The following is a 22,771-nucleotide window of genomic DNA, read 5'->3' on the forward strand; positions in this document are numbered from 1 at the left end:
TGCACACGCGCGATCAGCCGGCCCGATCAGGGAAAACACCGATCCGCCGACCACGGGCAACCCCTAGGTTGCAACCACATAAGTGGCTGATTATATTGGCTAACTTGTGGGTGCAACCTGTTCGGTAATTTGGTTGCACCTTTTTATTGCGTGCCGTAGGATTTCGCGCATCCTCTTACACCACATCGCCGGGCTCGCACCGGCGCACGAACCCACCATGGCAAGCACGACTCTCGGCGTCAAAGTCGACGACCTTCTCCGCTCGCGCCTCAAGGACGCAGCCGCGCGCCTCGAGCGCACTCCCCACTGGCTGATCAAGCAGGCGATCTTCGCGTATCTCGAGCGGATCGAGCACGGCCAGTTGCCGCCCGAACTGTCGGGCCACAGCGGCGTGACGGAGCTCGCCGACGGTCAGGCGGCGGACGGCGACGACGACAACTCGCCGCATCCGTTCCTCGAGTTCGCGCAGAACGTTCAGCCGCAATCGGTGCTGCGCGCGGCGATCACGGCCGCGTACCGCCGCCCGGAGCCGGAATGCGTGCCGTTCCTGCTCGGTCAGGCGCGCCTGCCGGCGAACCTGCAGGCGGACGTGCAGGCGCTCGCGACGAAGCTCGTCGAGGCGCTGCGCGAGAAAAGCTCGGGCGGCGGCGTCGAAGGGCTGATCCACGAGTTCTCGCTGTCGAGCCAGGAAGGCGTCGCGCTGATGTGCCTCGCCGAGGCGCTGCTGCGCATTCCCGATCGCGCGACGCGCGATGCGCTGATTCGCGACAAGATCAGCAAGGGCGACTGGCGCTCGCACGTCGGCCACGCGCCGTCGCTGTTCGTGAACGCGGCGACCTGGGGGCTGATGATCACCGGCAAGCTCGTGACGACCAACAGCGAAGCGGGCCTGTCGTCGGCGCTCACGCGCCTGATCGGCCGCGGCGGCGAGCCGCTGATCCGCAAGGGCGTCGACATGGCGATGCGCCTGATGGGCGAACAGTTCGTCACCGGCGAGACGATTTCCGAAGCGCTCGCGAACAGCCGCAAGTACGAAGCGCGCGGCTTCCGCTACTCGTACGACATGCTCGGCGAAGCGGCGACGACCGAAGAGGACGCGCAGCGCTACTACGCGTCGTACGAACAGGCGATCCACGCGATCGGCAAGGCGGCCGGCGGCCGCGGCATCTACGAAGGCCCGGGCATCTCGATCAAGCTGTCGGCGCTGCACGCGCGCTACTCGCGCTCGCAGCAGGACCGCACGATGAGCGAGCTGCTGCCGCGCGTGCGCGCACTCGCGCTGCTCGCGCGCCGCTACGACATCGGCCTGAACATCGACGCTGAAGAGGCCGACCGCCTCGAGCTGTCGCTCGACCTGCTCGAGGCGCTGTGCTTCGATCCGGATCTCGCGGGCTGGAACGGCATCGGCTTCGTGGTGCAGGGCTACCAGAAGCGCTGCCCGTTCGTGATCGACTACCTGATCGATCTCGCGCGCCGCAGCCGTCACCGCCTGATGATCCGCCTCGTGAAGGGCGCGTACTGGGATACCGAGATCAAGCGTGCGCAGGTCGACGGCCTCGAAGGCTATCCGGTCTATACGCGCAAGATCTACACCGACGTGTCGTACCTCGCGTGCGCGAAGAAGCTGCTCGCGGCGCCCGACGCCGTCTACCCGCAGTTCGCGACGCACAACGCGTACACGCTGGCCGCGATCTACCAGCTCGCGGGCCAGAACTACTACCCGGGCCAGTACGAATTCCAGTGCCTGCACGGGATGGGCGAGCCGCTGTACGAGGAGGTCACGGGCCGCGACAAGCTGAACCGTCCGTGCCGCGTGTACGCACCGGTCGGCACGCACGAGACGCTGCTCGCGTACCTCGTGCGCCGCCTGCTCGAGAACGGCGCGAACACGTCGTTCGTGAACCGTATCGCGGACAAGACCGTGTCGGTGAAGGAACTGGTCGCCGATCCGGTCGACGAAGCGTCGAAAGTCGTGCCGCTCGGCGCGCCGCACGCGAAGATCCCGCTGCCGCGCAACCTGTACGGCGACGAGCGTCCCAATTCGATGGGCCTCGATTTGTCGAACGAACACCGGCTCGCCTCGCTGTCGTCCGCGCTGCTCGCGAGCGCGCATCATCCGTGGCGCGCGGCGCCGATGCTCGCCGACGACGCGCTCGCCGACGCACCGGCACGCGACGTGCGCAACCCGGCCGACCAGCGCGACCTGGTCGGCACGGTCAGCGAGGCGACGGCCGAACACGTGAGCGCGGCGCTCGCGCACGCGGTAGCCGCCGCGCCGATCTGGCAGGCGACGCCGGTCGACGCCCGCGCTGACTGCCTGGCGCGCGCAGCCGACCTGCTCGAAGCGCAGATGCACACGCTGATGGGCCTGATCGTGCGCGAAGCCGGCAAGTCGCTGCCGAACGCGATCGCCGAGATTCGCGAAGCGGTCGACTTCCTGCGCTACTACGCGGCGCAGATCCGCGACGAGTTCTCGAACGACACGCATCGCCCGCTCGGCCCCGTGGTCTGCATCAGCCCGTGGAACTTCCCGCTCGCGATTTTCATGGGCCAGGTCGCCGCGGCGCTCGCCGCCGGCAACACGGTGCTCGCGAAGCCGGCCGAACAGACGCCGCTGATCGCCGCGCAGGCCGTGCGCCTGCTGCGCGAGGCCGGCGTGCCGGCCGGCGCGGTACAGCTGCTGCCGGGCACCGGCGAGACCGTCGGCGCGGCGCTGGTCGCCGATCCGCGTACGCGTGCGGTGATGTTCACGGGCTCGACCGAAGTCGCGCGCCTGATCAACAAGACGCTGTCCGCGCGCCTCGACCCGGAGGGCAAGCCGATTCCGCTGATCGCGGAAACGGGCGGCCAGAATGCGATGATCGTCGACTCGTCGGCGCTCGCGGAGCAGGTCGTCGCGGACGTGATGCAGTCGTCGTTCGACTCGGCCGGTCAACGGTGCTCGGCGCTGCGCGTTCTGTGTCTGCAGGACGACGTCGCGGACCGCACGCTGACGATGCTCAAGGGCGCGATGCACGAGCTGGCGCTCGGCAACCCCGACCGGCTGTCGACGGACGTCGGCCCGGTGATCGACGGTGAAGCGAAGCAGACGATCGACGCGCACGTCGCGACGATGAAGGACAAGGGCCATGCGGTCACGCAACTGCCGACGCCCGAGGCCTGCGCGCACGGCACGTTCGTGCCGCCGACGCTGATCGAGATCGGCAGCATCGACGAGCTCAAGCGCGAAGTGTTCGGCCCCGTGCTGCACGTGGTGCGCTACCGCCGCAGCCAGCTCGACAAGCTGCTCGAGCAGATCCGCGCGACCGGTTACGGGCTGACGCTCGGGATCCACACGCGGATCGACGAGACGATCGCGCACGTGATCTCGAATGCGCACGTGGGCAACATCTACGTGAACCGCAACGTGATCGGTGCGGTGGTCGGCGTGCAGCCGTTCGGCGGCGAAGGGCTGTCGGGCACGGGTCCAAAGGCCGGGGGCGCGCTGTACCTGCAGCGCCTGCTCGCGACGCGTCCGTCGGGCCTGCCGCGTTCGCTCGCGCAGACGCTGATCGCGGACGGCGCGGTCGAAGGCGATGCGCGCGGCAATCCGGCGGCGGCGCTCACGACGCTGCGCGACTGGCTGATCGAGCAACGCGAGCCGGCACTGGCCGCGCGTTGCGACGGCTATCTGGCACAGGTGCCGGCCGGCGCGACCGCCGTGCTGACCGGGCCGACGGGCGAGCGAAACACGTATACACTCGGCCCGCGCGGCACGGTGCTGTGTGTCGCGGCCACCCCGAGCGGCGCGCGCGCGCAGTTCGCGGCGGTGCTGGCCACCGGCAACCGCGCGTTGTTCGCGGGCGCGGCCGGCGAGGCGCTGGTCGCCGCGCTGCCGGCGTCGCTGAAGGCGCATGCGAGCGTGCGCAAGCAGGCCGACGCGCCGTTCGACGCGGTGCTGTTCGAAGGCGACAGCGACGAACTGCAGACGCTCGTGAAGGACGTCGCGCAGCGCCCGGGCCCGATCGTATCGGTGCAGGGCGTGTCGGTGGGCGCGTTCGAGAACGGCGATGCGGAAGACTACGCGCTCGAGCGGCTCCTGACGGAACGCTCGGTGAGCGTGAATACGGCCGCGGCGGGCGGCAATGCGAATTTGATGACGATCGGCTGATCATCCTTGCCGTTCGGATCAAACAAAGAAGCGGCAAGGCGATCCCGAAGCCGCTTCATTTACCCTGGTACCAAGGAGATGCTATGCAACACACGATGAAAAAGGTGGCAGGCGCGACGTTCGTCGCCGTCATGTCGCTGGCGGGGACGGCCCATGCGGATGACGTGAAGATCGGTTACGCAGGGCCGATGACGGGCGCGCAGGCGCACTACGGCAAGGACATGCAGAACGGGATCGTGCTCGCGCTGGAAGACTTCAACGCGACGAACCCGAAGATCGGCGGCAAGCCGGTGAAGTTCGTGCTGAGCACGCAGGACGACCAGGCTGACCCGCGCACGGGCACGACGGTTGCACAGAAGCTCGTCGACGACGGCATCAAGGGCATGCTCGGCCACTTCAACTCGGGCACGACGATTCCCGCCTCGCGCATCTACGCGAACGCGGGCATTCCGGAAATCGCGATGGCGACGGCGCCGGAATACACGCAGCAGGGTTACAAGACGACCTTCCGCATGATGACGTCCGACACGCAGCAGGGCTCGGTGGCCGGCACGTTCGCGGCGAAGGATCTCGGCATGAAGAAGATCGCGATCGTCGACGACCGCACGGCCTACGGCCAGGGTCTCGCCGACCAGTTCGAGAAGGCGGCGAAGGCCGGCGGCGCGACGATCGTCGACCGTGAATTCACGAACGACAAGGCGGTCGACTTCAAGGCGATCCTGACCAAGCTGAAGGCTGCGAAGCCGGACATGGTCTACTACGGCGGCGCGGATTCGCAGGCAGCGCCGATGGTCAAGCAGATGAAGGCGCTGGGCTTCACCGCACCGCTGATGAGCGGCGAAATGGTGAAGACGCCGACGTTCCTGAAGATCGCGGGCAACGCGGCCGACGGCACGATCGCTTCGCTGGCCGGCCTCCCGCTGGAAGAGATGCCGGGCGGCAAGACCTACGCGGACAAGTACAAGAAGCGTTTCGGCGAAGAAGTGCAGACGTACTCGCCGTACGCGTACGACGGCGCGATGGCGATGCTGAACGCGATGAAGAAGGCCGATTCGACCGATCCGGCGAAATACCTGCCGGTGCTCGCGAAGACCGACATGGCCGGCGTGACGTCGACGCACGTCGCGTATGACGCGAAGGGCGACCTGAAGAACGGCGGCATCACGATGTACAAGGTCGAGAAGGGCGAGTGGAAGCCGCTGAAGAGCATCGGCGGCAAGTAAGCAGCCTGTGAGTCGCGGGCGGCGACGTCGTCGCCCCGTTGAACATGCGAAAGCCATCGGATCGTTTGGGGCCGGTGGCTTTTTCTTTGTCGGTGCACGGCCGGGTAGTGCATATGAATCCTGCCGGCGATGGTGTGGCGATGCGTTGCAGGATCATGCGCGGTCGATAGGTTCCGCCAGGCGTGCCACCAGTGCAGGTCAACGACTCGTCGAAGTGACTGACGGCAGTATTAGGTTACTTGCCGTCGCAGCACTTGTTAGGGCAATCAGGCAGGAAGGAGATTTCCACACGCCTTCCATTGTCCACGTCGCCGTGCGAATAGACGTGGACGCTCGTCTTGATGATGCCGCGTAGAAAACCTAGCTGCTCCAGCAGCGCATACGCGGTTTGCATTCGGGACTGTGCAAGGGACAGTGCTCTTTGCTCCCCTTCTTCAGCATGGCCGCTAATCAGTGTTGTTTCTTTGGTGAAGTGATTGGCGTAATCGATTTTTTTATCGATTGCCCATTTTGTAATGCGGATGATTTCTGAATTGGATATATGTGAGCTATTTGGCGAGAAGTAGATGTCGAAATTTTCGCTGGCGATGCACGCAAATGATGGGCTGGAAATGAAGAGGCATAGGCCGAGAATAAGTTTAGGCATTATATATAATATATCCTGCAATACTGTCGGCATTGTTGATTGCTTGATTCGGATTTTCGGCTCCGAATGTCAAGCAATCTTCCATAAAGTATCTGTGATCTCTGGTTCCCATTGTATCGTCAAAATGACTTGCCTCATGAATCAGGGTGGAGATCATCGAATCCTTTTCCCATGAGAAGTCACGCATCGTGCAAAAGTCGACGTGTATTGCGATTGTATGGGTTGCGGTATCCGGTGAGCACACTGATGCGGCGACGCCTGACTGATTTGGATTTGGAACGCATCCGATATGCTTGAATCGCTCGCTATCCCATCGCGTAAAGTTGTGGCCCGTAAGCGATTTGAGTACTTCGGTGATTGCAGTCAGCCCTGTTAGTAGTATCCTGCGCGTGCCTTCGTCTGTTCTGCCAAACCATTGTAGTACGCGTGCCTTGTCGGTGCTGGACCAGCGTTGCAAATCCGTGATTCTTTTGTCGACGAGAGAAACGGCTCGATCCCGTATGCTCAAGACCATTTCTCGAAATTCCTTGTTGGTCATGTTCGGGCATATTTTCTCGGTGTTGATTGTTACTTCCACCATCGATCCGGGGTTGGTATTGGTGGCGGTGCCCGAGTGTACGAGGAACCATTCCTCATCGTCATGTGCAGCAAAATTTTTCATTGTCTCAATGGCCCGCTGTATAGATTTTCAGGAACGCCGCAGCGTCGGTAACGATTCGACGTGTTTGCCCGTCCGAATCGGTGGTACCCGTGAAGATCTGCCCGGTGTCGGTCACCACTCGATAGCGGACGTTTGCGAGCGGCCGACGGCTGCCATCGAGCAAGATGAATTGCTCGTCGTGCATGACGCTCGATCGAGCAAATGACCGATCGGCTGCACCAGGTTTAGGCCTATCCAGCGTCGCTATCTCGTCCGCAGTGAAAATCATCCGCATGCCGCGCTCAGCGTAAAAGACCGGCGGCGGATGGCATTCGCAGACATTGATGTCTCCGCTCAATGCCCATTGTTTGCCGTTCGGGCCGGTACCAGGCCAGCGCGGCCCTTGCGGTGCGATGTGCCCTTCACGCTTGCAGGCCGAACAGTAGGTCTTCATATCGAGTGTGGCGATATGAACGCGCGGTGGTGGATCGGAACAGGTCACGGTGTCGAGACCTTCGATAATGACCGCATCACCGGCGTGGTCGCCTTTGGCAAGAAAGTAGCGGATCACAGGAGCCGCCTCAGTGGGACAGGGGCGTTTGGGTAACGACGCTAAATACAATGGACGACGCGACGCCTCGCCGCTCTGGGTTGTCAGTGATCGTGTCGCCGTTATCGAGTTCACTGCCGACGAAGGCGAGTGGTGCGAAGTCGGACCTGTCGGCCAAACCCAGACCGCTGATCACGCACGCGGTTGAGCCGTCCGGATAGTGGACCAGGTCGCCCACCACGGCCGCGTTGCCTAAGTGCGGTGCTACTTCCCATGTACCGGACGGCTCGCGCAACGCACCGCCGTGCGCTGTCGTCGCACCACGTACGGCCAGTCTGTAGGCGGGCGCTGCGGGCGGCGGCACGTAGGTCGGATCGAACAGTCCAGCAACGCTTTGCCGTTCGCGTACGTGAATGCCCAATGAGGTGCGCAGCGTTTCGGTAATGCGATCGCCGTTGCTCAATCGGCTGCCGACCAACGCGAAGGGCTTGCCCTCGCTATGGTTGTTTCCCGCCCCATCGATGATCACGGCCTCGCTACCGTCGTCGTAGGTCACCACGTCTCCGACGCGGGCTACCTCCAGCCCAGCCAGGGTCAGGCCGCTGGTTGCAGTCGTGACGCGTCCGCCACGTTCGGTGAGTGAGCCAACGGTGGCAAAAAGATGGGTCGGTGCTTTGTGTTCGTTTTTCATCGTGCGTCCCTGTCTCGGTAAATGGAATGACCAGCTTAGAGACGCTATTTCAGACAAGAACCATTGATCAATCGGACGAGTATGATTTGTTATCCTCAAGTTTTATTACTCGTTTCATATCATCCTTTGGATCGACCACGCATGCCGAAATGAGCCGGTGCGGTGGCGCGGTTGGGTGCTTTCTTGCAGCGCGTGAAGCACGCTTCGATCACCGGATGCCGGAGGAATTCGGAAAATGCAGACCGTAACCAACGGATGCCGTGGACGGCGGAATGGCGCCGCTTCCGACCTGGATGAAAGCTGTCGGCAAGTGGGATAGGAGTGTACGAGTTGCGAGTGCCTTGACCAAACCTCAGGTACTTAATCCCCGCGCACGCGCAGCAGGAACTTCTGCAGCTTGCCGGTCGGCGTGCGCGGCAGCGCCTGCGCGAACGTGAATTCGCGCGGAATCTTGTACGCGGCCAGCCGCTCGCCGCAGAACGCGCGCAGCGCCTCCGCGTCGGGCGCCGCATTCGCGCGCAGCACGACGTGCGCGACGACCGTCTCGCCCCAGTCGGGATGCGGGGCCCCGACGACGGCCGCCTCGGCGATGTCGGGGTGCGCGCCGAGCACGTCCTCCACTTCCTTCGAATAGACGTTCTCGCCGCCGGTCACGATCATGTCCTTCAGCCGGTCGACGATGAACAGGTAGCCATCCTGATCGATCCGCGCGATGTCGCCGGTGCGATACCAGCCGTCCGGCGCGAACGCCGCGTCCGTCGCGGCCGCGTCGTCGAGATAGCCGAGCATCATGCAGTCGGCCTTCAGCCAGATCTCGCCGGTCTCGCCCGGCCGCGCGTCGATGCCGTCTAGCCGCACGACGCGCAGGTCGACGCCCGGGCCGCCCTGGCGGCCGATCGAGCCGGCCTTCGCGATCTGCTCGTCCGGATACAGCGTCGTGCCGGCCGGGCCCGTTTCGGTCATCCCGTACACCTGGAAGAACGCATGGCTGCGATACGCCTGCGCGAGCCGTTCGGCCTGCGTGGCGCCGATCGGGCCGCCGCCGTACAGCCACGCGCGCACGCTCGACAGGTCGAACGCGCCGAAGCCGTCGACCGTGTCGAGCGGCAGCGTGTACGACACCGGCGCGCCGAAATACAGCGTCACGCGTTCGCGTTCGATGGTTTGCAGGAAGCGCAGCGGATGGTATTCGCGCATCAGCACGACGGTGCCGCCCGCGAACAGCGTGCCGCCGAACCAGTTGTTCAGCGGCGACGAATGCCAGATCGGCATCGCCATCAGCGTGCGCTCGTTGCGGCCGATGCCGGTCGCGAGCGCCGCCTGCATCGCCGCGAGCGTCACGGTGCGATGGCTGTGCACGCAGCCTTTCGGGCGGCCGGTCGTGCCGGACGTGTAGAGAATCTGCGCGATGTCGCCGTCGGCCGGTTCGATCCCCGCGAGGGCGTCGCGCGTCATGCACATCGTGTCGAAGTTCGGCACGCCGTCGAGTTCGCCCTCGGTCACGAGCCGCCGCGCGGGATGCGCGAGGCGCTCGATCACCGGCGCGAGCGCCACGTCGAACAGCAGCGCCTTGCAGCGGCTGTGCTCGAGCACGTAGTCGACTTCCGGTGCCTGCAGCTTGTGGTTGATCGGCACGAACGCCGCGCCGAGCCGCCATGCGCCGAACATCAAGTCGACGAAGGCCGGCGTGTTGAAGCACATCGCGGCGACGCGGTCGCCGGCCGCGACGCCGAGCGCGCTCAGCACGGCCGCCGCGCGGTGCGAGCGCTCGCGTGCGGCGGCATAGGTGATCGTCGCGGATTCGTTGACGAGGAACGGCTTGTCGGGCGTCGCACGAGCGGCGCGGTCGAGGGCGGCGACGAGGTTCATCGGGGCTCCGGGCGGGCGAACGAAGGCGAACGCGGGTGAACAAGGGTGAACGGACCGGCGTCAGGCCGGGTAGGCGCGCTGCAGCAGCGCGGCGACGTCGATCGCATGCGGATCGAGGCCGCCCGCGATGCGGCCCCAGTCGGGCGCGGCGAGCCGGGTCGCGACGAACGCGTCGGCGACGGCCGCCGGCGCGTCGCGGCGCAGCAGGCACGCCTGCGCGACAAGCGCGAGCCGCTGCGCGAACACGCGGGCCGATGCTTCGAGCGTGTCGGCCGGCGCGGCGAGCATCGCGCGCAGCGCGTCGAGCGCCGCGCGGATGCGCGGTTCGCCCGCGCCTAGGTCGGCGAGTTCGTCGAACAGCGCGGCGGCCGCGTCGGGCTCGCGCGACACCGCGCGCAGCACGTCGAGGCACATCACGTTGCCCGAGCCCTCCCAGATCGAGTTGACGGGCGCCTCGCGGAACAGCCGCGCGATCGGGCCGTCGTCGACGTAGCCGTTGCCGCCGAACACTTCCATCACCTCGCCGGTCAACTCGACCGCGCGCTTGCAGACCCAGAATTTCGCGGCGGGCGTGACGATCCGCTTCCATGCGCGCTCGCGCGGCGAGTCGTCGCGTTCGAACGCGTCGGCCAGACGCATCGCGAGCGACAGCGCGGCTTCGCTTTCGAGCGCGAGATCGGCGAGCACGGTGCGCATCAGCGGCTGCTCGGCGAGCGCGCGGCCGAACGCGTGGCGCTGGCGCGTGTACGCGATCGCCTGCACGACGCCCTGACGCAGCATCGCCGCGCTGCCGAGCACGCAGTTCAGCCGCGTGTAGGTGGCCATCTCGATGATGGTCGGAATGCCGCGGCCTTCGTCGCCGAGCATGATGCCCCACGCGTCGTTCAGCTCGATCTCGCTGCTGGCGTTGCTGCGGTTGCCGACCTTGTTCTTCAGCCGCTGGATCTCGACCGCGTTCTTCGTGCCGTCCGGCCGCCAGCGCGGCACGTAGAAGCACGACGGGCTGCCGGCCTCGGTGCGTGCGACGACGAGGTGCGCGTCGCACATCGGCGCGGAGAAGAACCACTTGTGGCCGCGCAACCGGTATTCGGCGCCGCGCCCGCCCGCGCCGACCGGCGTGGCGAGCGTCGTGTTCGCGCGCACGTCGGAGCCGCCCTGTTTCTCGGTCATGCCCATGCCGAACCAGATCGAGCGCTTGTCGGCGACCGGCACGTCGCGCGGATCGTAATCGTCGCTATAGAGCTTGTCGCGCAGCAGGCCCCACAGCGCCGGTTCCTTCTGCAGCACGGGAATCGCGGCCTGCGTCATCGTGGCCGGGCACAGCGTGCCGGCCTCGATCTGGCCGTGCAGGTAGAAGCCGGCGGCGGTCGCGGCCCAGCGGCCGCGGCGCGATTCGCGGAACGCGAGCGACACGAAGCCTTCGTGGCGGTACTGGCCGAGCAGCGCGTGCCAGGCCGGGTGGAAATCGACGCGGTCGATGCGGCGGCCGCGCCGGTCGAACGTGTTCAGTTCCGGCGCGTGGCGGTTCGCTTCGTCGGCGAGCCGCGCGGTGTCGGCGCGGCCGAGCCACGCGCCGTACGCGTCGAGCTGCGGCATGGCCCAGTCGGCGCCTGCCCGGGCGAGCGCGTCGCGTAGCGCGAGATCCGTCGCGAAGAGGTTATAGTCGACCAGTTCGTCGACCTGGTTCGTGACGGCGTGAGTCGATTCGGTCATCGCGTGTGTCTCCGGTCTCATGCTTCGCGGGCAGCCGGCGCCATGCCGCGCGGCGCGCGCTTCGGCACGGCTTCGGGCGCCCGGTAAAACGTATTCCCTGCCGATTTCAGAGTAGCAAATATGCCGCCGCGACATGTTCAGGTTCCGGCGCCGCCCGGCCAGCCGGCGGCGCAACCCGCGCCCGCATTGCGCCGCCGGCCGCGCCAGTCGCGCGCGCAGGCGAGCTCCGATGCGCTGCAGCAGGCGTTCGTTCAGCTTTTGCTCGAACGCGGCTATGCAAAGGCGACGATCCGCGAGATCGCGGCCGTCGCGGGCGTGAGCATCGGCACCTTCTACGAGTATTTCGGCGACAAGCAGAGCCTTGCGGCGCTCTGCATCCACCGTCGCGTGCAGGCGCTGGCCGACCGGCTGCGCGATGCGGCCGAGCGGCTGCGCGGCGCACCGCGGGCCGAACTCGCCGCCGCGCTGGTCGACCTGCAGGTCGACGCGATCGCCGCCGATGCGGCGCTGTGGGGCGCGCTGTTCGTGCTGGAGCGGCAGGTCTCGCCGTTGGCCGCGTACCGCCGGCATTACGACGCGTATGTCGCGCTGTGGCGCGACGCGCTGGCCCAGGCGGCCGATCCGCCGCCGGCCGCGCGGCTCGACGGGCTCGCGCGGATGGCCCAGACGATCTGCTACGGCGGGCTGTCGCAGGCCTTGCTGACGCTCGGGCCCGCGCTCGATTTCGCCGCGCAGCGCCGCGAACTGCGGGCCGTGCTGCTCGCGTACCTGGCGGCGGCGGATGCGTAGCGCCACGGGAAATGCCTGATTCGCATGTCGGGCCCGCCCACCAGCCTTGCCGTTGCGTGCTTCTCCCGGTGAGCCATGAGGAAAATGCATGGACGCCATGACGAACTTTCGATTGTCCGCCGATATTGGCTCGGGCTAAATCATGCGGCAGACGGAGGGCCGCGCGTGACGCGGGCCCGCCCGAAGGACATCAGAAGGAGGAGTCATGCGAAGCGCCACCGCGCCCCGTTCGAAACTGCCCGACGTCGGGACGACGATCTTCACGGTGATCGGCCAACTGGCTGCCCAACACGACGCGTTGAACCTGTCGCAGGGCGCGCCGAATTTCGCGCCCGATCCGGCGCTCGTCGAAGGCGTCGCGCGCGCGATGCGCGACGGGCACAACCAGTACGCGCCGATGGCCGGCGTGATGGCGCTGCGCGAGCGGCTCGCCGAGAAGACGGAAGCGCTGTACGGCGCGCGCTACGACTCGGCGACCGAGATCACGGTGATCGCGAGCGCGAGCGAGGGGCTCTACGCGGCGATCAGCGCGCTCGTGCATCCGGGCGACGAGGTGATCTATTTCGAGCCGTCGTTCGACAGTTATGCGCCGATCGTGCGGCTGCAGGGCGCGACGCCGGTCGCGATCAAGCTGTCGCCCGAGCATTTCCGCGTGAACTGGGATGAAGTGGCTGCCGCGATCACGCCGCGCACGCGGATGATCATCGTCAACACGCCACACAACCCGACCGCGACCGTGTTCTCGGCCGACGATCTCGACCGGCTCGCGCAGCTCACGCGCGATACGGGCATCGTCGTGCTGTCCGACGAGGTCTACGAGCACGTCGTGTTCGACGGCGCGCAGCACCAGAGCGTCGCGCGCCACCGCGAGCTGGCCGAGCGCAGCGTGATCGTGTCGTCGTTCGGCAAGTCGTTCCACGTGACCGGCTGGCGGGTCGGCCATTGCCTCGCGCCGGCCGAACTGATGGACGAGATCCGCAAGGTCCACCAGTTCATGGTGTTCTCGGCCGACACGCCGATGCAGGTCGCGTTCGCGGAGATCCTCGCGCGGCCGGACAGCTATCTCGGCCTGTCGGCGTTCTACCAGGCCAAGCGCGACCTGCTCGCGCGCGAGCTGGCCGGTTCGCGTTTCGAACTGCTGCCGAGCGAAGGCTCATTCTTCATGCTCGCGCGCTTCCGTCACTTCTCGGACGAAAGCGACAGCGATTTCGTGCTGCGCCTGATCCGCGACGCGCGTGTCGCGACGATTCCGCTGTCGGCGTTCTACACCGACGGCACCGATGCCGGCGTGATCCGGCTCAGTTTTTCGAAGGACGACGCGACGCTGGTCGAAGGCGCGCGGCGGCTGCGTTCGCTGTAGGAAAACCGGCGACGGGCACCCGGCGACGGGCCCGTCGCATCGACCAGACACTGGAGATCACGATGAAGCACACGGCCACCCTGAAACTCGCGTTCGCACTTGCTTGCGCAATCGGCTCCGGCGCGGCGCTCGCCGACGCGCAGACGCTGCGTTTCGGCCTTGAAGCGCAATACCCGCCGTTCGAATCGAAAGCGCCGAACGGCGACCTGCAGGGCTTCGACATCGACGTCGGCAATGCCGTCTGCCAGATGGCGAAGCTGTCGTGCAAATGGGTCGAGACGTCGTTCGACGGGCTGATTCCCGCACTGAAGGGCCGCAAGTTCGACGCGATCAATTCGGCGATGAACGCGACCGAGCAGCGGCGCCAGGCGATCGACTTCACGACGATCATCTATCGCGTGCCGACCCAGCTGATCGCGCGCACCGGCAGCGGCCTGCTGCCGACGCCCGAATCGCTGAAGGGCAAGCGCGTCGGCGTGCTGCAGGCATCGATCCAGGAAACCTTCGCGAAGGCGCACTGGGAACCGGCGGGCGTGGCGGTCGTCGCGTACCAGGATCAGAACCAGGCGTACGCGGATCTCGTGGCGGGCCGCCTCGACGCGACGCTCGTGCTCGCACCGTCCGGCCAGCGCGGCTTCCTGTCGCGCCCGGACGGCAAGGGCTTCTCGTTCGTCGGCCAGCCGGTGCACGACGACAGGATCCTCGGCAGCGGGATCGCATTCGGCCTGCGCAAGGGCGACGACGCACTGAAGGCGAAGCTCGACGCGGCGATCGACAAGCTGAAGGCGGACGGCACGGTGAAGTCGCTCGGCCTGAAGTATTTCGGCGATATCGATATTTCGACCAAGTAAGCGGGCCGCACGATGCAGAACCGGGAGACGGCGGCCGCGGGCGGCGAACCGCGCGGCGGCGCGCAGCCGGGCGAGGCGCCCGACGCCGTGCTCGTCGCGGAACTGGGCGATGCGCTGGTTACGCGTTCCGCCGAGATCGATCCGCGTTACTTCACCGCGTACAACGAGCCGGCCGGCGTGCGGCCGCGCGCGCTGGTGCGCCCGCGCAGCGTCGACGACGTGTCGCGCACGCTCGCGCTGTGCACGCGGCTCGGGCTGCCGGTCGTGCCGCAGGGCGGACTGACCGGGCTCGCGCGTGGCGCGGTCGCGCTCGGCGGCGAGGTCGTGCTGTCGATGGAACGTTTTGCCGGTATCGAAGCGATCGACGCGGCGTCCGGCACGATGACCGTGCGCGCCGGGACGCCGCTGCAGACGGTGCAGGAAACCGCGGAAGCGGCGGGCTTCACGTTCGGCGTCGATCTCGGCGCGCGGGGTTCATGCCAGATCGGCGGCATGCTCGCGACCAATGCGGGCGGCACGCGCGCGATCCGCTACGGGATGATGCGCGAGCAGGTGCTCGGGCTCGAAGCCGTGCTCGCGGACGGCACGATCGTCTCGTCGATGAACCGCATGCTGAAGAACAACGCGGGTTATGACCTGAAGCAGCTGTTCATCGGCAGCGAGGGGACGCTCGGCGTCGTCACGCGCGCGGTGTTGCGGCTGCACCCGCTGCTCGCGGCGCCGGCCACCGCGCTGTGCCGCGTGCGCGACTACGACGCGGTGGTCGAGCTGTGGAACCGCGTGCGCACGCTGCCGGAAGTCGTCAGCTTCGAGGCGATGTGGCCGGCGTTCTACGACTACGTCGCGCGTCACACGCCGGACGTCACGGCGCCGTTCGCGGGCGAAGGCGGCTTCGCGGTGCTGATCGAATGCGCGACGAGCGCGCCGGGCGGCGATGCGCGCCAGGCGCTGGAATCGGGCCTCGCGGCGGGGTTCGACGCGGGGCTGGTGGACGACGCGGTGCTCGCGATGTCGGAGCGGCAGGCGCGCGACCTGTGGACGTTGCGCGAAGGCCTGGCGATCGATGCGCTGCCGCATCTCGTCAATTTCGACGTGAGCTTGCCGACGGGCGAGCTCGGCACGTTCGCCGGGCGCTGCGAGGCGGCGCTGCGGGCGCGCTGGCCGGACGTCACGTGCCTGTTCTTCGGTCATGTCGGCGACGGCAACGTGCATATCGGCGTATCGCTGGCCGGGATGACCGCGGCGGACCTCGAGGCGCTCGACCACTGCGTGTACGCGGTGGTGCGCGACATGGGCGGCTCGGTATCGGCCGAGCACGGGATCGGCGTGCTCAAGCGCGCTTATCTCGCGCACACGCGCAGCGACGCGGAAATCGGGCTGATGCGGCGCCTGAAGGCCGCGCTGGACCCGCACGGCCTTCTCAATCCCGGCAAGGTGCTTTGACGCGGTCGATTCCCGTGACCGACGGGAAGCGACCGGCGAGATAGGTACGTCAGCCGTCCACCCAGCGCAGCGCGCCGATCTTCAAGTGTTCGACGACGCTGCGCGTCCAGTCGAGCTCCGCATTGAGCAACACCAGCGCATGTTCGTTCTGCAGCAGGAACAGGCGCGGCACCTGGTCGGCCTGCGCGGTGGCCCGCAGCCCTTCCAGCCGTTCGCGCTCGGCGTCGAGCCGCGCGATCCGCAGCTCGAGCTGGTGGCGCGCGTCGTCGGCGTCGAGCAGCGGCAGGAACGCGAGACCGGCGCCGAACACCGGGAATTCGCGCGCGGGCTCCGCGAGCAGCGCATGCAGCCACGCCTGCCCCGCCATGTGCCCGGCTTCGGTCAGCGCATACAGCGTGCGTTCCGGAAATGCCCCGTCGCGCTCGGTGTCGTGCACGGCGATCAGCCCGTCGCGCAGCAGCCGGTCGATCGTCTGGTAGAGGCTCGTGCGCTGCCGCACGTTGACGACTTCGTCGTATCCGCGGGCCTTCAGTTGCTGCAGCATCCCGTACGGATGCATCGGCGTTTCGGTGAGCGTCGCAAGGACGGCCAGCGCGAGCGGGGACGGACGACTCGTAGACATGAATAGTTAATTTATATCTAGTCAGAATATAACTATTCTCAACCAGACTATCTTATTTCACAAGGGTTTCAGCCGAGGTGCGATCGCTTCGCGGCCGGCGCGACGGTTTCCATCGTCGCGAGACCATGCACGATGCCGCAATCCTCGACCGAATGTTCGCCGACGCACTGGCGGCGCAATTCGGTCAGCTGGTCGCGCAGATGCGTGAGTTCCGCGAGGCGCGCATCGACGTGTCCGATGTGATCGTCGAGCAGCGAATTGATCGAATCGCAGCGGTCGGCCGGCGTGTCGGTGAGCCGCAGCAGCGCGCGGATTTCGTCGTGCGCCATGTCGAGCGCGCGGCAGTTGCGGATGAAGCGCAGCCGTTCGACGTGCACGTCGGTGTAGTTGCGGTAGTTCGAGTCGGTGCGCTCCGCATCCGGCATCAGCCCCTCTTTTTCGTAGAAACGGATCGTCTCGGGGGTGCAGCGGGCCGCTTTGGCCAGTTCGCCAATCTTCATGCCTTTCTCCCGTGTAAGGGTTGACCTTGTAGTGGCTTCAGGGTGTTAACTGTACTCCGTCAAGCCATTGAAAGCCATTGAGGAGGTTGTCATGACCGACGCCCAGCGTACCCGCGACCCGCGACACCGTCATGCCGGCGGCGCCGATGCATGCTGCGCCGACCCGCGCGACACGCAGACGGCGACCGTTGCCGATGCGGCGCCGGCGGCCGGCGAGCGCGCGCGCGGCGAGGTTGCCTCGCGCGGCCGCGACCATGATCAGGATCATTCGCACGACGACGCGCATCAGCACGGCGCGACGTGTTCGCACGACCACGCCGCGCATGACCATGCCGGTCACGACCACGACCACGACCACGACCACGACCACGACCACGACCACGACCACGACCACGACCACGCGGCCGGCGACTGCTGCGCGCCTGCCGCGCTGACGCTCGCGCCGCTGCCGGTCGCGCAGGCGACCGCGTCGGGTCATGTGCGCTCCGCGTTCCGGATCATGCAGATGGACTGCCCGACCGAGGAAACGCTGATCCGCAAGAAGCTCGGCGGGATGGACGAGGTGTCGGCGCTCGAATTCAACCTGATGCAGCGGATGCTGACCGTCGAGCACGTGCCCGGCGCGCAGCCGGCGATCGAAAGCGCGATCCGCACGCTCGGGATGACGCCCGAGGCCGCGACGGCCGGCGCACCGGCGGCGGGCGTCGCCGACGCGCCCGCGAAGCCGTGGTGGCCGCTGGCGCTGGCCGGCGTCGCCGCGATCGCATCCGAAGGCGCGACGTGGGCCGGGCTGCCGGTATGGCTCGCGGCGGCGCTCGCGCTCGCCGCGGTGCTCGCGTGCGGGCTCACCACGTACAAGAAGGGCTGGATCGCGATCCGCAACGGCAACCTGAACATCAACGCGCTGATGAGCATCGCGGTGACGGGCGCGATGGCGATCGGCCAGTGGCCGGAAGCCGCGATGGTGATGGTGCTGTTCACGATCGCCGAATTGATCGAGGCGAAGTCGCTCGACCGCGCGCGCAACGCGATCCAGGGCCTGATGCAGCTCGCGCCGGACACCGCGACCGTGCGGCAGGCCGACGGCGCGTGGCGCACGGTCGAGGCCGCGCAGGTTGCGCTCGGCGCGGTCGTCCGCGTGAAGCCGGGCGAGCGGATCGGGCTGGACGGCGAGGTCGTCGCGGGCCGCTCGACGGTCAACCAGGCGCCGATCACCGGCGAGAGCCTGCCCGTCGAAAAGGCGACCGGCGACGCCGTGTACGCGGGCACGATCAACGAATCGGGCTCGTTCGAATACCGCGTGACGGCCGTCGCGGCGAACTCGACGCTCGCGCGGATCATCCACGCGGTCGAGGAAGCGCAGGGCGCGAAGGCGCCGACGCAGCGCTTCGTCGACCAGTTCGCGCGCGTCTACACGCCGATCGTGTTCGCGGTTGCATTGCTGGTCGCGGTGGTGCCGCCGATCGTCATGGGCGGCGCGTGGCAGGACTGGATCTACCGCGCGCTGGTGCTGCTCGTGATCGCGTGCCCGTGCGCGCTGGTGATCTCGACGCCGGTGACGATCGTGTCGGGGCTCGCGGCGGCCGCGCGGCGCGGGATTCTCGTGAAGGGCGGCGTCTACCTGGAAGAAGGGCGCAAGCTCGCGTGGCTCGCGCTCGACAAGACCGGCACGATCACGCACGGCAAGCCGGTGCAGACCGACTTCGACCTGCATGCGGACGACGCCGATGCGGCGCGCGTGCGGCATCTCGGCGCGAGCCTCGCGGCGCGCTCCGATCACCCGGTGTCGCAGGCGATCGCGGCCGCGGCGCGCGATGCCGGCACGACGGCCTTCGCCGATGTGCAGGACTTCGAAGCGATCGTCGGGCGCGGCGTGCGCGGCACGATCGACGGCACGCGCTACTGGCTCGGCAACCATCGGCTCGTCGAGGAGCTGGAGCGTTGCTCGACGGCCCTCGAAGCGAAGCTCGACGCGCTGGAGCGCCAGGGCAAGAGCGTCGTGGTGCTGGTCGACGACGTGCGCGTGCTCGGCATCTTCGCGGTGGCCGACACGATCAAGGACACGAGCCGCGAAGCGATCGCCGATCTGCACGCGCTCGGCATCCGCACCGCGATGCTGACGGGCGACAACCCGCACACCGCGCAGGCGATCGCGCAGGAGGCCGGCATCGACGACGCGCGCGGCAACCAGTTGCCGGAAGACAAGCTCGCGGCGGTCGAGACGCTGTCGGCCGGCGGCGCGGGCGCGGTCGGGATGGTCGGCGACGGGATCAACGATGCGCCGGCGCTTGCGCGTGCCGACATCGGCTTCGCGATGGGCGCGATGGGCACGGACACCGCGATCGAGACGGCCGACGTCGCGCTGATGGACGACGACCTGCGCAAGATTCCCGCATTCGTGCGGCTGTCGCGTGCGACGCACCGCGTGCTGGTGCAGAACATCGGCTTCGCGCTCGGCGTGAAGGTCGTGTTCCTCGGCCTCACGGTCGCGGGGCTCGGCACGATGTGGATGGCGGTCTTTGCCGACGCGGGCGCGAGCCTGATCGTCGTGGCCAACGGCTTGCGGCTGCTGTCGTCCTCCGGGGCGTTCGGCGGCGCACCGGCCAAGCGTTGAGGAGCGGGCGATGAGCTTTCTGAAACGGATCCTGGGCGGCCACGGCAGTGGTCATGGCGGCGGGCACGGCAGCGGCGGGCACGGCAGCGGTGGCCACGGCGGCGGGCATCACGGCGGCCAGCGTAGTGACGGGCACGGCGGCCACGATGCACGCGGCCGGGATCGCCACGGCTGGGGCTGGCAGGCGGCAGATGCGACCAACGGCGGCCAGGGCGGCAACCTGCCGCTGAGCCAGCTCGCGTGCGCGGGCTGCGGCGCGCTGAATGCGGCCGATGCGCGCTTCTGCGCGCAGTGCGGCGCGGCCCAACGCAGCCAGGCCTGCAGCCGTTGCCACACGGCGCTGGCGGCCGACGCGCGTTTCTGTTCCGGGTGCGGGACGCAGGCGACTTAACACGCCTGCGCGCATGATCATCGGCCGGCGCGCGTCGTTTCACGGCGGGCCCGGCGGCCTGTCGATCAGCGCAACGGCAGGTAGATCTCGGTGCGCAGGTCGGCCGGCGCCGCATCCATCGGCGTGTTGAGGTACAGCTCGAACGGCGGCGCGTCGGCGGCTTCGCGGCCCGAGTGACGCAGCCAGTCGCCGTAGAGCCACTGGTAGGCCGTCTTCAGGCCCGCATACGGCCCCGTATGCAGCAGCACCGCGTACTCGCCGCCGGCCACCGTCGCGCGTTCGACCGGCGGCGCGGGCTCTACGTCCGGCGCGCAGTCGGCCGGCATGAAGCACGCCTTCGCGCGCAACTGCGCTTCGGGCGTCGTGTCCGGATCGTCGTAGAAAATGCCGATCATCTTCGCGCCCGGGCCGATCAGCCCGTGCTGCGCGACCCATGCGCCGATCCGCCCGAACGCATCGCCGACCTTCAGGTAAGCGCCGGTGTGCGCGACCGCGTAGCCACGCAGTTCCGGCAGGCGCCGGATCTCGACCTCATGCTTGAACATGTCTTCCTCTCCTCTCTGTAGCGGGTAGATCGGCCGGTGCACGCCCGTGCGCCGGTGCTGGGCAGGCGGCACGCCGTAGGCGTCGCGGAATGCCCGCGCGAACGCGTGCGCCGAACCGTAGCCCGCGCCGCGCGATCTCGTCGATCGGCCGCGCGGTGCACACGAGATCCGCGGACGCGCGCACGATGCGCATCCGCCGTATCGTCAGCACGATCGACTCGCCGTACAGCGCGCGGTACACGCGTTGCCAGTGATACGGCGACAGGCACGCGACCTCGGCGAGCCGATTCAGGTCGAGCGGGCCGTCGAGGTGCGCGAGGATGGTTTCGTGAACGCGCGCCACGCTTGCCGCATAGCGACGCCACGCGGGGCGGCCGGTTTTCGTTTCGGCTGTCATCGACGGGTCCGGGGCAAGAACGGAAACCACGGTAGCACGGGCGCGATGGACAAATCTTGCGGAAATGCGTAGCCGTCCTGAATCCGCCCCTTTTTATTTTCGCCGAAATGGGGTCTTGCCCCTCCGCAATCAATGACTAAAGTTAAAGACGGTGAAATCGGGTGATCGCGTCATTTTTCTCGGGTAAGTTGCTCGGACAGGGCCGCACGTTTTTCGAAGTACGCAGGTAGTTCGTCGATGTTCAATCGCAACACCACGTTTTCGGGAGAAGAAGAAATGGATGCTTCCAGCTTCATCACGTCGCTGCAGAGCACGCTAGGCGGATACCTGCCCAAGATCGCCGGCGCGATCGGCATCCTGGTGATCGGCTGGCTGATCGCGGTGGTGGTGCGGGCCGGCGCGCTGCGCCTGCTCAGCGCGCTGAAGGTCGACAAGCGGATCAGCGACAGCACCGGCCAGGGCGCGTGCGTCGAGCGCATCATCGCCAGCGGGCTGTTCTGGCTCGTGCTGCTCGTCACCGCGGTGGGCATCTTCAACGTGCTCAACCTGTATGCGGTTTCCAATCCGTTCTCGCTGCTCGTCACGCACATCGTCAACTACCTGCCGAACCTGATCGGCGGCGCGGCGCTGACGCTGATCGCGTGGCTCATCGCGTCGCTGCTGCGCAGCCTCGCGAACCGCGCGCTGAAGGCCAGCCGGATCGACGACAAGCTGTCCGAAGGCGCCGGCATGCAGCCGATGAGCGGCTATCTCGGCGATGTGCTGTTCTGGCTCGTGATCCTGATGTTCCTGCCGGCGATCCTCGCGTCGTTCGCGCTGTCGGGGCTGCTGTCGCCGGTGCAGGGGATGGTCGACAAGCTGCTCGCGATCGTGCCGAACCTGTTCGCGGCCGCGGTGATCGGCTTCGTCGGCTGGGTCGTCGCGCGCGTGCTGCGCGGCCTCGTGACGAACCTGCTGGTCGCCGCCGGCGCCGATCGCCTCACGCAGCGCCTCGACAGCCCGACGCCCGTGCGCGTGTCGAGCCTGATCGGCACGATCGTCTACGTGTTCGTGTTCGTGCCGACGTTGATCTCCGCGCTCGACGCGCTGAAGATCGAGGCGATCTCGATTCCCGCGACCAACATGCTGAACCAGTTCCTCGGCGCGGTGCCGGACATCGTCGCGGCGATCGTGATCGTGGTCGTCACGTTCTACTTCGCGCGCTTCGTCGCGTCGCTCGCGCAGAAGCTGCTCGAAGCCGCGGGCGCCGACGGGCTGCCGGCGGTGCTCGGCGTCGAGCGCGTGTTCTCGGGCATCCTGCAGCCGTCGGTGCTGGTCGCACGGCTGATCGTGTTCTTCGCGATGCTGTTCGCGTCGGTCGAAGCCGCGAACCGGCTCGGTTTCTCGCAGGTGCGCGACGTCGTCACGCTGTTCATCGAATTCGGCGGCCACGTGCTGATGGGCGGCGTGATCCTCGTGATCGGCGTGTGGCTCGCGGGCCTCGCGCGCCGCGTGCTCGAGCAGGCCGACCGCGAACACAGCGTGCTGTTCGCGCGCATCGCGCAATTCGCGATCCTCGGCCTCGTGTTCGCGATGGGGCTGCGCGCGATGGGCATCGCGAACGAGATCGTCCAGCTCGCGTTCGGCCTCGTGCTCGGCGCGATCGCGGTGGCCGTGGCGCTGTCGTTCGGCCTCGGCGGCCGCGAGGCGGCCGGCAAGCTGCTCGACCGCTGGTTCAACCAGCGCCGCGGCGGCCAGTAAGCACGGGCGATCCGGCCCGCGTCGTGCGGCCGGATCG

17 protein-coding genes and 1 pseudogene are annotated in these 22,771 nt (G+C 67.4%); 9 read left to right on the plus strand and 9 right to left on the minus strand.

Annotated features, from left to right (window positions below; all coding sequences use genetic code 11):
* Positions 1 to 217 precede the first annotated feature (217 nt).
* Together putA and AC1VVG_RS00630 are read left to right on the plus strand one after the other, a co-directional pair.
* Complete coding sequence (gene putA / locus AC1VVG_RS00625; protein ID WP_034188164.1) at positions 218 to 4,150, plus strand: trifunctional transcriptional regulator/proline dehydrogenase/L-glutamate gamma-semialdehyde dehydrogenase; 3,933 nt, start codon at positions 218 to 220, stop codon at positions 4,148 to 4,150.
* Between the two features lie 83 nt (positions 4,151 to 4,233).
* Positions 4,234 to 5,373, plus strand: coding sequence for a branched-chain amino acid ABC transporter substrate-binding protein (locus AC1VVG_RS00630; protein ID WP_034188163.1), 1,140 nt, complete (start codon positions 4,234 to 4,236; stop codon positions 5,371 to 5,373).
* A 235-nt stretch (positions 5,374 to 5,608) separates the two neighbouring features.
* Here the strand turns inward: AC1VVG_RS00630 and AC1VVG_RS00635 are convergent, their stop codons facing one another.
* The 6 genes from AC1VVG_RS00635 to AC1VVG_RS00660 form a co-directional block, all read right to left on the minus strand.
* The gene (locus tag AC1VVG_RS00635) at positions 5,609 to 6,019 is read right to left on the minus strand and encodes an OmpA family protein (protein WP_034188248.1); all 411 of its coding nucleotides are present in this window, start codon (positions 6,017 to 6,019) and stop codon (positions 5,609 to 5,611) included.
* Entirely contained in the window at positions 6,012 to 6,680 is a 669-nt protein-coding gene (locus AC1VVG_RS00640) for a M35 family metalloendopeptidase (RefSeq protein ID WP_083286557.1), read from the minus strand. The genes AC1VVG_RS00635 and AC1VVG_RS00640 overlap by 8 nt, the downstream gene beginning before the upstream one ends.
* Before the next feature lie 4 nt (positions 6,681 to 6,684).
* Positions 6,685 to 7,230 carry a PAAR domain-containing protein gene (locus AC1VVG_RS00645; protein ID WP_226229748.1) on the minus strand — a complete coding sequence of 182 codons (546 nt, stop codon included), beginning with the start codon at positions 7,228 to 7,230 and terminating at the stop codon, positions 6,685 to 6,687.
* A 10-nt stretch (positions 7,231 to 7,240) separates the two neighbouring features.
* The gene (locus AC1VVG_RS00650; RefSeq protein WP_482835105.1) at positions 7,241 to 7,900 is read right to left on the minus strand and encodes a PAAR domain-containing protein; all 660 of its coding nucleotides are present in this window, start codon (positions 7,898 to 7,900) and stop codon (positions 7,241 to 7,243) included.
* Between the two features lie 360 nt (positions 7,901 to 8,260).
* On the minus strand, positions 8,261 to 9,769 hold the full coding sequence (locus AC1VVG_RS00655; protein WP_482835106.1) for a class I adenylate-forming enzyme family protein: 1,509 nt from the start codon (positions 9,767 to 9,769) through the stop codon (positions 8,261 to 8,263).
* A gap of 60 nt (positions 9,770 to 9,829) precedes the next feature.
* Positions 9,830 to 11,482: an acyl-CoA dehydrogenase family protein gene (locus tag AC1VVG_RS00660; RefSeq protein WP_482835108.1), complete on the minus strand. Its 1,653-nt coding sequence runs from the start codon at positions 11,480 to 11,482 to the stop codon at positions 9,830 to 9,832.
* Between the two features lie 120 nt (positions 11,483 to 11,602).
* On the opposite strand from AC1VVG_RS00660, the gene AC1VVG_RS00665 reads away from it, so the two are divergent.
* The 4 genes from AC1VVG_RS00665 to AC1VVG_RS00680 all read left to right on the plus strand — a co-directional run bounded on the left by AC1VVG_RS00665 (position 11,603) and on the right by AC1VVG_RS00680 (position 15,925).
* Entirely contained in the window at positions 11,603 to 12,271 is a 669-nt protein-coding gene (locus tag AC1VVG_RS00665; protein WP_059559466.1) for a TetR/AcrR family transcriptional regulator, read from the plus strand.
* A 205-nt stretch (positions 12,272 to 12,476) separates the two neighbouring features.
* Positions 12,477 to 13,631, plus strand: coding sequence for a methionine aminotransferase (locus AC1VVG_RS00670; protein WP_482835110.1), 1,155 nt, complete (start codon positions 12,477 to 12,479; stop codon positions 13,629 to 13,631).
* 62 nt (positions 13,632 to 13,693) lie between these two features.
* Positions 13,694 to 14,482, plus strand: coding sequence for an ABC transporter substrate-binding protein (locus tag AC1VVG_RS00675; RefSeq protein ID WP_482835111.1), 789 nt, complete (start codon positions 13,694 to 13,696; stop codon positions 14,480 to 14,482).
* A 12-nt stretch (positions 14,483 to 14,494) separates the two neighbouring features.
* Positions 14,495 to 15,925: an FAD-binding oxidoreductase gene (locus AC1VVG_RS00680; RefSeq protein WP_482835112.1), complete on the plus strand. Its 1,431-nt coding sequence runs from the start codon at positions 14,495 to 14,497 to the stop codon at positions 15,923 to 15,925.
* A 49-nt stretch (positions 15,926 to 15,974) separates the two neighbouring features.
* Here the strand turns inward: AC1VVG_RS00680 and AC1VVG_RS00685 are convergent, their stop codons facing one another.
* On the minus strand, positions 15,975 to 16,547 hold the full coding sequence (locus tag AC1VVG_RS00685) for a PadR family transcriptional regulator (protein WP_482835113.1): 573 nt from the start codon (positions 16,545 to 16,547) through the stop codon (positions 15,975 to 15,977).
* Positions 16,548 to 16,615: 68 nt separating this feature from the next.
* Entirely contained in the window at positions 16,616 to 17,047 is a 432-nt protein-coding gene (gene cadR / locus AC1VVG_RS00690) for a Cd(II)/Pb(II)-responsive transcriptional regulator (protein WP_006477300.1), read from the minus strand.
* Between the two features lie 91 nt (positions 17,048 to 17,138).
* On the opposite strand from cadR, the gene AC1VVG_RS00695 reads away from it, so the two are divergent.
* Together AC1VVG_RS00695 and AC1VVG_RS00700 are read left to right on the plus strand one after the other, a co-directional pair.
* Positions 17,139 to 19,661, plus strand: a complete 2,523-nt coding sequence (locus AC1VVG_RS00695) for a heavy metal translocating P-type ATPase (protein ID WP_482835114.1) — start codon at positions 17,139 to 17,141, stop codon at positions 19,659 to 19,661.
* A gap of 10 nt (positions 19,662 to 19,671) precedes the next feature.
* On the plus strand, positions 19,672 to 20,052 hold the full coding sequence (locus AC1VVG_RS00700; RefSeq protein WP_482835116.1) for a zinc ribbon domain-containing protein: 381 nt from the start codon (positions 19,672 to 19,674) through the stop codon (positions 20,050 to 20,052).
* A 65-nt stretch (positions 20,053 to 20,117) separates the two neighbouring features.
* Here AC1VVG_RS00700 and AC1VVG_RS00705 read toward each other — a convergent pair.
* Positions 20,118 to 20,994 (minus strand): annotated as a pseudogene (locus AC1VVG_RS00705) (AraC family transcriptional regulator).
* Positions 20,995 to 21,270: 276 nt separating this feature from the next.
* Here AC1VVG_RS00705 and AC1VVG_RS00710 point away from each other — a divergent pair.
* Positions 21,271 to 22,734 (plus strand): mechanosensitive ion channel, encoded by a 1,464-nt coding sequence (locus tag AC1VVG_RS00710; protein ID WP_482835117.1) that lies wholly within the window; start codon positions 21,271 to 21,273, stop codon positions 22,732 to 22,734.
* The last annotated feature ends 37 nt before the right edge of the window (positions 22,735 to 22,771 follow it).

It is taken from the genome of Burkholderia sp. L-4 (genome assembly GCF_056856535.1).